13 protein-coding genes and 2 pseudogenes are annotated in these 11,496 nt (G+C 59.4%); 9 read left to right on the forward strand and 6 right to left on the reverse strand.

The genetic code is table 11. The features are described 5' to 3' along the window. Nucleotides 1–347 precede the first annotated feature (347 nt). Both rhtA and F2P67_RS26550 read left to right on the forward strand, forming a co-directional pair. Nucleotides 348–1,235, forward strand: coding sequence for a threonine/homoserine exporter RhtA (gene rhtA, locus F2P67_RS26545; protein ID WP_166225957.1), 888 nt, complete (start codon nucleotides 348–350; stop codon nucleotides 1,233–1,235). A gap of 169 nt (nucleotides 1,236–1,404) precedes the next feature. Next, nucleotides 1,405–1,686 (forward strand): hypothetical protein, encoded by a 282-nt coding sequence (locus F2P67_RS26550; protein ID WP_166225960.1) that lies wholly within the window; start codon nucleotides 1,405–1,407, stop codon nucleotides 1,684–1,686. 9 nt (nucleotides 1,687–1,695) lie between these two features. Here the strand turns inward: F2P67_RS26550 and F2P67_RS26555 are convergent, their stop codons facing one another. Next, complete coding sequence (locus F2P67_RS26555) at nucleotides 1,696–2,265, reverse strand: TetR/AcrR family transcriptional regulator (protein ID WP_166225963.1); 570 nt, start codon at nucleotides 2,263–2,265, stop codon at nucleotides 1,696–1,698. 90 nt (nucleotides 2,266–2,355) lie between these two features. On the opposite strand from F2P67_RS26555, the gene F2P67_RS26560 reads away from it, so the two are divergent. From F2P67_RS26560 to F2P67_RS27880, 3 genes and pseudogenes are all read left to right on the forward strand, one after another. Then, nucleotides 2,356–3,084, forward strand: coding sequence for an SDR family oxidoreductase (locus tag F2P67_RS26560; RefSeq protein ID WP_166225966.1), 729 nt, complete (start codon nucleotides 2,356–2,358; stop codon nucleotides 3,082–3,084). 36 nt (nucleotides 3,085–3,120) lie between these two features. Next, nucleotides 3,121–3,711 (forward strand): 2-hydroxychromene-2-carboxylate isomerase, encoded by a 591-nt coding sequence (locus F2P67_RS26565; protein WP_166225969.1) that lies wholly within the window; start codon nucleotides 3,121–3,123, stop codon nucleotides 3,709–3,711. Between the two features lie 16 nt (nucleotides 3,712–3,727). Then, nucleotides 3,728–3,826 (forward strand): annotated as a pseudogene (locus F2P67_RS27880) (LysR family transcriptional regulator); the annotation flags it as partial. Nucleotides 3,827–3,830: 4 nt separating this feature from the next. On the opposite strand, the gene F2P67_RS26570 reads toward F2P67_RS27880, so the two are convergent. From F2P67_RS26570 to F2P67_RS26590, 5 genes are all read right to left on the reverse strand, one after another. Then, nucleotides 3,831–5,639 carry an aminopeptidase P family protein gene (locus F2P67_RS26570; RefSeq protein WP_166225972.1) on the reverse strand — a complete coding sequence of 603 codons (1,809 nt, stop codon included), beginning with the start codon at nucleotides 5,637–5,639 and terminating at the stop codon, nucleotides 3,831–3,833. A gap of 55 nt (nucleotides 5,640–5,694) precedes the next feature. Continuing rightward, nucleotides 5,695–6,861, reverse strand: coding sequence for an aminotransferase class V-fold PLP-dependent enzyme (locus tag F2P67_RS26575; RefSeq protein ID WP_166225975.1), 1,167 nt, complete (start codon nucleotides 6,859–6,861; stop codon nucleotides 5,695–5,697). A 206-nt stretch (nucleotides 6,862–7,067) separates the two neighbouring features. Then, complete coding sequence (locus F2P67_RS26580; RefSeq protein ID WP_166225978.1) at nucleotides 7,068–7,682, reverse strand: LysE family translocator; 615 nt, start codon at nucleotides 7,680–7,682, stop codon at nucleotides 7,068–7,070. Between the two features lie 101 nt (nucleotides 7,683–7,783). Continuing rightward, nucleotides 7,784–8,053: a hypothetical protein gene (locus F2P67_RS26585; protein ID WP_166225981.1), complete on the reverse strand. Its 270-nt coding sequence runs from the start codon at nucleotides 8,051–8,053 to the stop codon at nucleotides 7,784–7,786. 236 nt (nucleotides 8,054–8,289) lie between these two features. Beyond that, a complete protein-coding gene (locus F2P67_RS26590) occupies nucleotides 8,290–8,445 on the reverse strand; it encodes a hypothetical protein (RefSeq protein ID WP_166225985.1) in 156 nt (51 codons plus the stop codon). Between F2P67_RS26590 and msuE the strand changes: the two genes are divergently transcribed. The 4 genes and pseudogenes from msuE to F2P67_RS26610 form a co-directional block, all read left to right on the forward strand. Continuing rightward, entirely contained in the window at nucleotides 8,444–9,007 is a 564-nt protein-coding gene (gene msuE, locus F2P67_RS26595) for an FMN reductase (RefSeq protein WP_166225988.1), read from the forward strand. The two genes, F2P67_RS26590 and msuE, sit on opposite strands and share 2 nt — an antisense overlap. 10 nt (nucleotides 9,008–9,017) lie before the next feature. After that, nucleotides 9,018–10,163: an FMNH2-dependent alkanesulfonate monooxygenase gene (gene ssuD, locus F2P67_RS26600; RefSeq protein WP_166225991.1), complete on the forward strand. Its 1,146-nt coding sequence runs from the start codon at nucleotides 9,018–9,020 to the stop codon at nucleotides 10,161–10,163. After that, nucleotides 10,156–11,361, forward strand: a complete 1,206-nt coding sequence (locus F2P67_RS26605) for an acyl-CoA dehydrogenase family protein (RefSeq protein WP_178120962.1) — start codon at nucleotides 10,156–10,158, stop codon at nucleotides 11,359–11,361. The genes ssuD and F2P67_RS26605 overlap by 8 nt, the downstream gene beginning before the upstream one ends. A 21-nt stretch (nucleotides 11,362–11,382) precedes the next feature. Beyond that, nucleotides 11,383–11,496, forward strand: a pseudogene (locus F2P67_RS26610) (sigma-54-dependent Fis family transcriptional regulator); the annotation flags it as partial.

An 11,496-nucleotide genomic window follows, 5' to 3' on the forward strand; every position in this document is an offset into this window, starting at 1 on the left:
AACTTCAACCACTTGCGCTTCCGATCTCTCGTCAGCGGGAGGCGAATTCTACAGCGTTACACGCTGCTGTCAACACCTCTTTTTCAACTTCCTTCTGGCTTCGATGAACTGAAGCACTTACCGCTGAAACCTACATAACTCATTGAATCTCAAGGAGTTTTCCGTTTCGACTGCGCCGGAAGTGGGGCGAATTATAGACCTCCAGAATCTGCCGTCAACCGTTAATTTCGCTTTCTTTAGAAATGCACAAAAAACCGCTTATATATAGAGGCAACACCCACAATTGCGCAGTATATTGCTCAATCAAACTATAACGACTCAGCTCTCACTTCGGACGATGCCTCGCAATGAATGACCAACCCCGCAATCTGGCCTCAATCCTGTTCCCGGTTGGCCTGTTATTAATAGCCATGGCGTCTATCCAATCCGGCGCATCCCTGGCGAAAAGCATGTTCCCCATCGTGGGCGCACAAGGCACCACCACACTGCGCCTGATTTTTGCCAGCGTGATCATGCTGCTCTTGCTGCGGCCATGGCGGGCCAAGCTGACGTCCAGGTCATTGCGCACGGTGATCGTCTACGGAATGGCATTGGGGGGCATGAACTTCCTCTTCTATATGTCACTGCGCACGGTTCCTTTGGGAATCGCGGTTGCACTGGAGTTCACCGGCCCACTGGCCGTCGCGATTTATGCTTCCCGGCGCGCGATCGATTTTCTCTGGATTGCATTGGCAGCCGTCGGCCTGTTGTTGTTGATTCCTACCGGAGCCACCACAGCGGGTATTGATCTGGTAGGTGCGGGTTACGCTCTCGGCGCCGGAGCCTGTTGGGCGCTTTACATACTCTTTGGACAAAAGGCCGGTGCCGACAATGGTGTAACCACAGCAGCGCTGGGCGTCATGATCGCGGCGCTATTCGTTGCACCCATCGGTATCGTCCATGCGGGCGCCGCGCTGTTGACGCCATCGCTGATCCCCGTGGCAATCGGTGTCGCTATTCTCTCGACAGCGCTGCCATACACCCTGGAAATGGTCGCCCTCACTCGCATGCCTGCTCGTACATTTGGCACGTTGATGAGCATCGAACCTGCTTTTGGCGCGCTATCGGGACTGCTTTTTCTGCAGGAGTACCTCTCTTTGTCACAATGGATGGCGATCCTGTGCATTATTCTCGCGTCCGTCGGCGCAACGATGACGATGGGCAGCGGCGCCAAGCCTGCCGTTGCGGCAGATTGAAACAGGATTTGACTAAGGTCTGGCAATTGGCGCTTATTTAGGCCATGTTTAGAGACGTAACCCAGTGCCAGACATGGATTTTTTTGGATAGGGATATCAGCACGCCCAACACGCGAGTGAATTCAGGCTGACCCGAGCACCAGACTCGAGGCTGCCAATAAGGACGGGAATGAAACGAATTTTGCTACTGATCGCCATACTTGCAGTCACAGGCTGCGCGGCGACTTCGAAAACTCAGGTAAAGCACGGCAAGAAAGGATTGCACATCAACTGCTCAGGACTCTCGTCCTCCTGGGACAAGTGCTACACCAGTGCCGCTGCTTCCTGTGCTCCCAAGGGCTACAAGGTCATCGCCAAATCGGGTGATGCCGTCGAAGAGCCTGGCGACTATCCCTTTGGACTCAACCCTGCGGGCTACACCAGCCGCAGCATGATCGTCATCTGCAAGTAAATATCTCGCCTATTCCGCTCGGGGAATAGCGAGCTGGCGACTGATCTCTTCGTGACTGGACTTCAGCACCGTACGCTGGATGTCCGGTGTCGCCAGCATCCGCGCCACCACCAAAGCTCCGACACATTGCGACAAGATCGCCCATGCCAGACTGTCGCTTTCCAGAATCTGCGCCCAGCTCTTCTGAACCCGGCAGATCCACAATTCCGCCTGCTCTCTTACGACGACATCCGCACGAGCGATCTCCGCACCCAGCGCCGGTAATGCGCAGCCACTCTCGGGTTGTTCTACGTGCGCCATACTCAAGTAGTGTTTGAGACAACGCTCCAGCCGCTCGCGATCTTCTGTCCCCTGCCCGCCCAATCGTTCCAGGCTCTGACACAACTCACGCTCGACAATGGCGGTAAACAACGCATCTTTGGACGAGAAGTGGCTGTAGAACGCTGCACCACTCAAACCGATAGCCTTCATCAGACCGTCGACGCCCACGGTGGAAAATCCGGAGCGTTTTGCCGACAGCGCACTGCTGTTCAGCAGCTTTTCTCTGGTTTCCAGCTTGTGACCGGCTGAGTAACGCATAAATCTTCCTCGGACTGAGCGCCTTGACGATACCCGGATCCTAGCATAACGTTCGTTCACTTAACGATCGTTTACTAAAAGGGTTTGCCCATGAATAACAAGAAGGTCGTGTTAGTGGTCGGTGCTGGCGATGCCACGGGAGGAGCTATTGCCAAGCGATTCTCCAAAGAAGGATTCATCGCCTGCGTCACTCGTCGCAGTGCCGATAAGCTGCAGCCATTGGTAGATGCTATTCAGGCCGAAGGTGGCGAGGCTCACGGTTTTGCCTGCGATGCACGCAAGGAAGAGGATGTCATCGCCCTGATTGAAGACATCGAAACCCGTCTCGGGCCGATTGAAGCGTTTGTTTTCAACATTGGCGCCAACGTGCCATGCAGCATTCTCGAAGAAACCGCGCGCAAGTATTTCAAGATCTGGGAAATGGCCTGTTTCTCGGGATTCCTCAATGCGCGCGAAGTGGCCAAACGCATGGTCACTCGCCAACGCGGCACCATTCTGTTCACCGGAGCCACTGCCGGCCTGCGCGGGGCAGCGGGGTTCGCCGCATTTGCCGGGGCCAAACACGGTATTCGCGCGTTGGCGCAGAGCATGGCCCGGGAACTGGGGCCGATGAACATTCACGTCGCCCATGTCGTGGTCGACGGCGCCATCGATACCGATTTCATCCGCAACAGTTTTCCCGAGAAGTACGCGACGAAGGATCAGGACGGTATTCTCAATCCGGAGCATATCGCCGAAAACTACTGGTATCTGCACAGTCAGCCACGGGACGCATGGACGTTCGAACTTGATTTGCGCCCATGGAACGAACGCTGGTAAGCCCTCCCCCATAACAATAATGAGAGTGCAGCAACAATGACGAAATCCGTGGATTTCTATTTCGATCTCGGCAGCCCGGCCACTTATCTGGCCTACACCCAACTACCGAAGATCTGCGCCGAAACACACAGCGAACTGGTCTACATTCCGATGCTGCTAGGCGGCGTGTTCAAAGCCACCGGCAACGCCTCACCGGCGATGATCCCGGCCAAGGGCCGTTATATGTTTCAGGATCTGGACCGCTACGCAAAACGCTACGGTGTTCCCCTCAAATTCAATCCACACTTCCCGATCAACACACTGATGCTGATGCGCGCTGTCACCGGTATTCAACTGCGTCATCCGCAACGCTTCCAGGCATTCATCGATTGCCTGTTTGACGCTCTCTGGGTTGAAGGGCGAAGCATGGATGAACCCGCGACCGTCGCCGCGGTGCTCAGCAAACATGGCTTCGATCCAAACGAAATTCTCGCTCTGACCAACGATGAAGCCGTCAAAGCCAGGCTCAAGGAAAACACCGAAACAGCGATTAAACGCGGTGTATTCGGTGCACCGAGCATGTTTGTCGGCAACCAGTTGTTCTTCGGCCAGGACCGGCTCGACTTCGTTGCCGAAGCCTTGCGCTAAATCTCGACCACCAGACGTCCATGCAGTGTCCCCGGCGAATCGTCGCCTATCCGCCAGGGTCAACGCATTTGTCGATTACCTCACTCGGGCGCTGGCAACAGCGCCCGAGTTGTAACCGCTCAGATCGCCGCCGTGCGCGTGTTCAGCCACTCCAGCGCAGCCCCTTCGAGCAATGGGCTCAGACGCTCACGCACTTCGGCGTGGTAAGCGTTGAACCATTGTTTCTCTTCCTCAGTGAGCAAAGCAGGCAAGAGACAACGTGTGTCGATCGGGCACAGCGTCAAGGTTTCAAACTTGAGGAACTCGCCGAATTCGCTGCTGCCAGCGACACGGTTCATCGCCAGGTTCTCGATGCGCACACCCCAACGGCCCGGACGGTAAGTGCCCGGCTCAATGGAGGTGATCATCCCCGGCTGCATCGCGGTCTGCGGTGCGGCGACCGCCTGATAGGCAATCACTTGCGGGCCTTCGTGAACGTTGAGGAAATAGCCGACGCCGTGACCGGTGCCGTGACCGTAATCGACGCTTTCGGCCCAGATCGGCGCGCGGGCAATTGCGTCGAGCAGCGGCGAGAGAATGCCTTTGGGAAACTGTGCCCGCGACAACGCAATCACGCCCTTGAGCACGCGCGTGCAGTCGCGCTTCTGCTCTTCAGTCGGCGTGCCGACCGGCACCATGCGCGTGATATCGGTGGTGCCGCCCAGATACTGACCACCCGAGTCGATCAGCAACAGACCGTCGCCCTCGATCACCGCGTGTTCTTCTTCGGTGGCGTGATAATGCGGCATCGCGCCATTGGCGTTGAACGCGGCAATCGTGTTGAAACTCAGCGAAACATAATCCGGGCGACGCTCACGGGCCGCCGTGAGTTTTTCGTCGATGGTCAGCTCGGTAATGCGCTCGCGCCCCCACGCCGACTCCAGCCAGGCGAAGAACTCACACAGCGCCGCGCCATCCTGCTCCATGGCTTTACGAATGTGCTGAGCGTCAGCTTCGCTTTTTTGCGATTTGGCCAGCGTGGTCGGGTTCAAGCCTTCAACCAGTTTCACACCACTGTCGAGGTTATCCAGCAAACCGCTGGTGACACGCGCCGGATCCACCAGCAGGCTCGCGCCACTTGGCACGGCGCGCAGCGCGTCGGCGACTTCGCTGTAGTCGCGCAGCGTTACGCCATCCTTCTCCAACACGGCGCGCAATTGAGTATCGACCTTACTCAGTGCCACGAACAGCGTGGCCTGCTGCTGATTGATCAAAGCAAACGAGACAAACACCGGGTTGAACGACACATCGCCGCCGCGCAGGTTCAACAGCCAGGCGATGTCGTCGAGGGTGGCGATAAAGTGCCAGTCGGCGCCGCGTTCCTGCAGGGTTTCGCGCAGTTTGGCGAGTTTTTCGCCACGGCTGACCGTTGCTTGCGGTGGCAGATGCTGATAGATCGCAGCATTCGGCAAACCCGGGCGATCGTTCCAGACTTCGTTCAACAAATCGATATCAGTGCGCAGACGTGCGCCACGCGCTTCAAGCTTGCTGCCCAGAGTGCGCGCCGAGGCCACCGCCATCACCGCGCCGTCGACGGCGACCACGCCCCCTTCCGGGGTCTGCTCGGCCAGCCAGTCCAGCGGGCTGGGTTGACCCGGTTGCAGCTTGACCAGTTCGATGCCGCTGCCATTGAGTTCCTTGGTCGCCTGTTCCCAGTAACGACTGTCGGCCCAGACCCCGGCGAACCGGTCGGTGACAATCAGCGTCCCGACCGAACCATGAAAACCGGAAAGCCACTGGCGACCCTGCCAGTAACCCGGCAGGTATTCCGACAGATGCGGGTCGGCGGAGGGCACCAATAACGCGTGGATACCTTCGCGGCGCATCAGTTCACGGGTCTGCGCCAAGCGCTGGGGAACCGATCCTTCGGTCAAAGTCTGGGTACTCATCATGTCTCCTGCCAATCACTTCATCGTTATTGTTCGTAGCCGTTGGGACGGCTCGTTAAAGCCCTGTCGCCCAGAATGCCGGAGCACTGGCGCAGGCTGTTTTGATCAGTTCGACAGCCTTATCGATATCTTCGGCGGTGGTGTAGCGGCCGAGGCTCAAGCGAATGGTGCGACCGGCCAGCCGCGCATCGTGCCCCAACGCCAAGAGGACGTGGGAAGGCGTATTGCTCGCGGAGTTGCACGCCGACGTCGCGGAAAACGCAATCGACTGGCCGAGGGCGGCGCTGTTGAACTGGCCTTCGCTGAAGGTCAGGCTCAAAGTGTGCGGGATGCGTTGGCTGACACTGCCGTTGATGCGCACGCCCGGCAGGCTCAACAGCTGTTCAAGCAGACACTCTCGCAGGGCCGCGATGGACTTTTTCTCGTCCTCGAAAACCGCTGCTGCCAAGGCAAACGCCGCGCCCATGCCGGCAATCTGGTGAGTGGCCAGGGTTCCGGAGCGCAAACCGCCCTCGTGGCCGCCGCCATGGATCTGCGCATGCAAACGCTGCTGCGCCCGCGGGCCGACGTACAGTGCGCCGATACCTTTGGGACCATAGAGTTTGTGCGCGGAAAACGACATCAGATCGACCGGCCATTGCGCCAGATCGATTGCCACTTTACCGGCGCCCTGCGCCGCATCGACATGGAACAGCGCCTCGCGGTTGCGCACCACTGCACCGATGGCCGGGATGTCGTTGACCGTGCCCAACTCATTGTTGACCAGCATCAGGGACACCAGAAAAGTGTCGTCGCGCATGGCTTCGCTGACGGCTTGCGGCGTGATCAGACCATCGGCGTCCGGCACCAGCCAGGTCACGGCGATGCCGGCGTCCTGCAACTGGCGGGCGGTATCGAGAACGGCTTTGTGTTCAATCTGACTGGTGATGATGTGGCCACCGGGCGCGCCTCGCGCCTGTGCCACGCCTTTGAGGGCGAGGTTGTTGGATTCGGTGGCTCCGGAGGTCCAGACGATCTGCGCCGCGTCAGCGCCGACCAGTTCGGCGACTTGCCGGCGGGCCTGTTCGACCGTTTGCCGGGCCTGCTGGCCGAAGGTATGGGAGCTGGAGGCCGGGTTGCCGAAATTACCGTTGAAGCCCAGACAATCGATCATCACCTGGATGACCCGCTCGTCCACCGGGGTGGTGGCGGCGTAGTCGAAATACAGTGCACGTTTATTCATAAAAGACTCGCAGAGCGTGTTCCGGGATCAGGAGGCTCGTGTCTGTAAACGGCGAAACGCAGCCTTGTGAGCTGCGTCGTGTTTTCAGAGCGTCATCAATACCTGATCGGATGCCGTTAAAGAAGCACAACTTCATTTGAAAGTGCGTTGGAACGCTCCTGAAGCCGAGCTTAACAGGCATCGGGCCGGCGATTGAAGGCTATGCGTCAGGCAAAGCTTTCGAGAAGTAACGGGTACAGGGAAATCACCAGCAATGCCGCCATGCCCCAATTGAACACGCGTAACCAGCGCGGCTCCTTCAGCACATTGCGCAGCAGCGTCCCGCATGCGGCCCAAATGCCGACGCTCGGCAGGTTGATGATGGCGAACACGGCGGCAATCACCACGACGTTGGTGAAGTAGCCCTGCATGGGCGTGTAGGTACTGATGGCACCGATTGCCATGATCCACGCCTTGGGGTTGACCCACTGAAACGCGGCGGCACCTAGGTAGCTGATGGGCCTGGCCTCACCTTGAGCGCTGTCGCCGACAGGCCCCGAATGAGCGATTTTCCACGCCAGATACAACAGATAGGCCGCGCCGACGTAGCGCAGCACCGTATAAAGCAGCGGATAGGTTTGAAACACCGCGCCCAGGCCGAAACCCACCGCCACCACCAGGACGAAAAATCCGCAGGTGATGCCGAGCATATGAGGGATGGTGCGGTTGAAACCGAAGTTGACACCCGACGCCAGCAACATCGTGTTGTTTGGCCCCGGCGTGATCGAGGTGACAAGGGCAAACAGGGCGAAGCCCAGCAGCAGATCGAGCGAAAGGGTCATGGTGGGCAGTCCGTCAGGGTCGTTCAGCTGTAGACCCTATCCCACACTGCCCGTCAAACCCATGGACAGTTGGGTAAAACTTCAAGCGGTACAGTTTGCTTTCAGCTTGGACGACCGTGCAGCTGTACGGCACGCTCAGCGCTCATTTCACCTTGTTTGTCGAAACCGAATGTCTTCTGTGGCTGGCCGAGCAGTTGGGCTTTCTTCGCGTGGTATTCGTCGAAGGACAGACCGCTGCGGTTCAGCGACTCCATCGCCAGCTCGCGGGATTCTTCCGCCGTGTAAGGGCGCAGTTCGGGGGAAACATGGCCGGCACAACCGGCGAGTACGGAGACAGCGAGCATCAGGGAAACAGTCAGTAAGCGATTCATGGGAGCGTCCTGGCGAGCGGTGTGGGTCGATGGATGAAGGCTACGCCGGCCCGCGCCCGTGCAGAAATCAACGCTCTCAATAGTGGCTATCAGGAATTCGACACCGAAGCCTCATATCTCTTAACGATCTATAAATATCGATTAACGTTCTTTTACGGAATAACAATCAGCCTTTATAAATCCCTGCATGCACGCCTGACTGTTGCCCCAGCAACTGTTGCTCAGCCAACAGCGGTTCAACAAAGCGTACGAAAAATCATTTGGCCGATCATCACCAGAACGCTCAACGCCCCGAAAACCGAGGCCCACAGGAATTGGTACAGCGCTTGCTCAAGACCGGTGGATTCATTCACTGCTCGCTGAGCAACTGTTGAAAACAAGGAATTGATCATGTCGCGTCCCCTCAAAGTCGTTGCCCTGTCCGGCGGTACCTGGCGCCCATCGCGCACGCTGGTGCTGACCCAGGCGTTGTTGTCTGAACTGGCCGGGCACTTGCCCATTGAAAGTCATCTGATCGAACTGGGCGACATCGCCCGTCCACTCGGCGGCGCCCTTTCGCGTCAGGAACTGAGCGCGGAAGTCGAGGCCGAGTTACAGGCTATCGAACAGGCCGATCTGCTGATCGTCGCCGCGCCGGTTTATCGCGGTTCCTACCCGGGCCTGCTCAAGCATCTGTTCGACCTGATCGACCTCAACGCGCTGATTGACACGCCGGTGCTGCTCGCCGCCACCGGTGGCAGTGAGCGCCATGCACTGGTGCTCGATCACCAATTGCGTCCGCTGTTGAGTTTCTTTCAGGCCGTGACGTTGCCGATCGGCGTGTACGCCACCGAAGCCGATTTCGCCAATTACCAGATCACCAGCGAGCCGCTGAAAGCGCGCATCCGCCTGGCCGCAGAACGCGCTGCGCCGCTGTTCGCCACGCAAATCAAACCCTTGCTGAAAATCGCCTGAGGAGCTGTTCATGGATGTTTTCTGGTTCCTGCCGACCCACGGCGACGGCCACTTTCTGGGCACCACGCAAGGCGCGCGCCCGGTCACGCTCAACTATCTGAAACAAGTGGCGCAGGCTGCCGACAGCCTCGGTTACCACGGCGTGCTGATTCCCACCGGGCGCTCCTGCGAGGACTCGTGGGTGATCGCCTCGGCGCTGGTGCCGCTGACTGAACGCCTGCGCTATCTGGTGGCGATCCGGCCGGGAATCATTTCACCGACGGTGTCGGCACGCATGGCGGCGACGCTGGATCGACTGTCCAACGGCCGCTTGCTGATCAACGTGGTGACCGGCGGCGATCCCGACGAAAACCGTGGCGACGGCAGTTTCCTCAGCCACAGCGAGCGCTACGAAGTCACCGACGAATTCCTCCAGATCTGGCGCCGTGTTTTGCAGGGCGAAGCATTGGATTTCGAGGGCAAGCATCTGAAAGTGCAGAACGCCAAGGCGTTGTATCCGCCGGTGCAGAAACCCTACCCGCCGCTGTACTTCGGCGGCTCTTCCGATGCCGCGCATGATCTGGCGGCCGAGCAGGTCGATGTCTATCTGACGTGGGGCGAACCGCCCGCCGCTGTCGCGGAAAAACTTGCCGACGTGCGTGAACGCGCGGCGCGCCATGGGCGCAAGGTCAAGTTCGGTATTCGCCTGCATGTGATCGTCCGCGAGACCGCCGAAGAAGCGTGGAAAGCGGCGGACAAACTGATCGAGCACATCAGCGACGAGACCATTGCGGCGGCGCAGAAATCTTTCTCGCGTTTCGACTCCGAAGGACAGCGGCGCATGGCGGCCTTGCACGATGGCCGACGCGACAACCTGGAAATCGCCCCGAATCTGTGGGCCGGTGTCGGTCTGGTACGTGGCGGTGCCGGCACGGCGCTGGTCGGCGATCCGCAGCAAGTGGCCGCGCGGATCAAGGAGTACGCGGACCTCGGCATCGAGAGTTTCATCTTCTCCGGTTATCCACATCTGGAAGAAGCCTACCGTTTTGCCGAGCTGGTGTTTCCGCTGCTGCCCGAGCCTTATGCCAGCCTGGCCGGGCGCGGCGTGACCAACCTCACTGGGCCGTTTGGCGAAATGATTGCCAACGATGTGCTGCCCGCCAAAGCCAATGCCTGAGGGACACCGTGTGACCGCCAAACCGCAAAATACCTTGTTGTCCCCGCTGCAGATTGCCCGCCAACTGGCCGCTGAATTCGCCCTGACCGCCGTCGAGCGTGACGAACGCGGCGGCACGCCGAAGGCCGAACGCGATGCCTTGCGCGACAGCGGTCTGCTGGCCCTGAGCATTCCCAGCCGTTTCGGCGGACTGGGCGCGAGCTGGAGCGAAACCCTGCAGGTCGTACGCGAATTCGCCAAGGTCGACAGCTCGATTGCCCACGTCTTTGGCTTTCATCACTTGATGCTCGCCACCGTGCGCCTGTTTTCCCGCGCGGAACAATGGCAACCGTGGTTCGAACAGACCGCGCGGCAGAACTGGTTCTGGGGCAACGCGCTCAACCCGCTGGACACGCGCACCGTGGTCAAGGACTTCGGTGGCTGGCGCGAGTTTTCCGGCAAGAAGAGTTTTTGCTCGGGCGCCAGTGATTCGCAGATGCTGATTGCCTCGGCGGTGGACGAAAGCCAGGGCGGCAAGTTGCTGATCGCGGCCATCCCCACCGGCCGCAGTGGAATCACCTTGCATGACGACTGGAATAACATCGGCCAGCGCCAGACCGACAGCGGCAGCGCCACGTTCGAACGGGTGCGGGTCGAAGAGTCGGAATTGCTGCTCGATCCCGGCCCGTTGAGCACGCCGTTCGCCTGCCTGCGTCCGCTGATTGCACAGCTGACGTTCACGCAGATGTTTCTCGGCATCGCCGAAGGTGCCTTTGAAGAAGCGCGTCACTACACCCTGAGCGAAACCCGCCTCTGGCACAAATCCTCGGCGCGGCAGGTACGTGAAGATCCTTACGTGCTCGCGCACTACGGCGAGTTCTGGGTCGCCCTCGAAGGGATCCGGCTGCTGGTCGAACGCGCCGCAGCGCTGCTGGATCAGGCGTGGGCCAAAGGACCGAACCTCAGTGCCGAGGAACGCGGCCAACTGGCGACCGCGATTGCCACGGCGAAAGTCGCGGCCAGTCGTCAGGGCCTCGACCTCTGCAGCCGTTTGTTTGAAGTGACCGGCGCACGTTCGACCCACGCGTCCCTGCGCCTGGACCGTCATTGGCGCAATCTGCGCACGCAAACCCTGCACGATCCGCTGGATTACAAACTCCACGAGCTGGGCGACTGGGCGCTGAACCAATCGCTGCCGGTGCCGACGTTCTATTCCTGACCCTCCTTTAAGGACGAGCCCATGCAACTGCTGACCCTACCGCCCTCACCCGCTCTGGCTACGTCGATTCGCGCCACCGCACAAGTGTTCGAAGACCCGAAGTCCCAGGCCTTGCTGGCGCATCTGCAACAGGTC

The sequence above is a fragment of the Pseudomonas atagonensis genome, from assembly GCF_011369485.1.
Classification (GTDB): domain Bacteria; phylum Pseudomonadota; class Gammaproteobacteria; order Pseudomonadales; family Pseudomonadaceae; genus Aquipseudomonas; species Aquipseudomonas atagonensis.

What these genes read in the sequence shown, in the direction of transcription:
- F2P67_RS26560 (WP_166225966.1), top strand. Translation starts at nt 2,356, where the DNA reads ATGAATAACAAGAAGGTCGTGTTAGTGGTCGGTGCTGGCGATGCCACG.
- F2P67_RS26605 (WP_178120962.1), top strand. Translation starts at nt 10,156, where the DNA reads ATGCCTGAGGGACACCGTGTGACCGCCAAACCGCAAAATACCTTGTTG.
- F2P67_RS26575 (WP_166225975.1), bottom strand. Translation starts at nt 6,861, where the DNA reads ATGAATAAACGTGCACTGTATTTCGACTACGCCGCCACCACCCCGGTG.
- F2P67_RS26565 (WP_166225969.1), top strand. Translation starts at nt 3,121, where the DNA reads ATGACGAAATCCGTGGATTTCTATTTCGATCTCGGCAGCCCGGCCACT.
- F2P67_RS26555 (WP_166225963.1), bottom strand. Translation starts at nt 2,265, where the DNA reads ATGCGTTACTCAGCCGGTCACAAGCTGGAAACCAGAGAAAAGCTGCTG.
- rhtA (WP_166225957.1), top strand. Translation starts at nt 348, where the DNA reads ATGAATGACCAACCCCGCAATCTGGCCTCAATCCTGTTCCCGGTTGGC.
- ssuD (WP_166225991.1), top strand. Translation starts at nt 9,018, where the DNA reads ATGGATGTTTTCTGGTTCCTGCCGACCCACGGCGACGGCCACTTTCTG.
- F2P67_RS26580 (WP_166225978.1), bottom strand. Translation starts at nt 7,682, where the DNA reads ATGACCCTTTCGCTCGATCTGCTGCTGGGCTTCGCCCTGTTTGCCCTT.
- F2P67_RS26550 (WP_166225960.1), top strand. Translation starts at nt 1,405, where the DNA reads ATGAAACGAATTTTGCTACTGATCGCCATACTTGCAGTCACAGGCTGC.
- F2P67_RS26590 (WP_166225985.1), bottom strand. Translation starts at nt 8,445, where the DNA reads ATGATCAATTCCTTGTTTTCAACAGTTGCTCAGCGAGCAGTGAATGAA.
- F2P67_RS26585 (WP_166225981.1), bottom strand. Translation starts at nt 8,053, where the DNA reads ATGAATCGCTTACTGACTGTTTCCCTGATGCTCGCTGTCTCCGTACTC.
- msuE (WP_166225988.1), top strand. Translation starts at nt 8,444, where the DNA reads ATGTCGCGTCCCCTCAAAGTCGTTGCCCTGTCCGGCGGTACCTGGCGC.
- F2P67_RS26570 (WP_166225972.1), bottom strand. Translation starts at nt 5,639, where the DNA reads ATGAGTACCCAGACTTTGACCGAAGGATCGGTTCCCCAGCGCTTGGCG.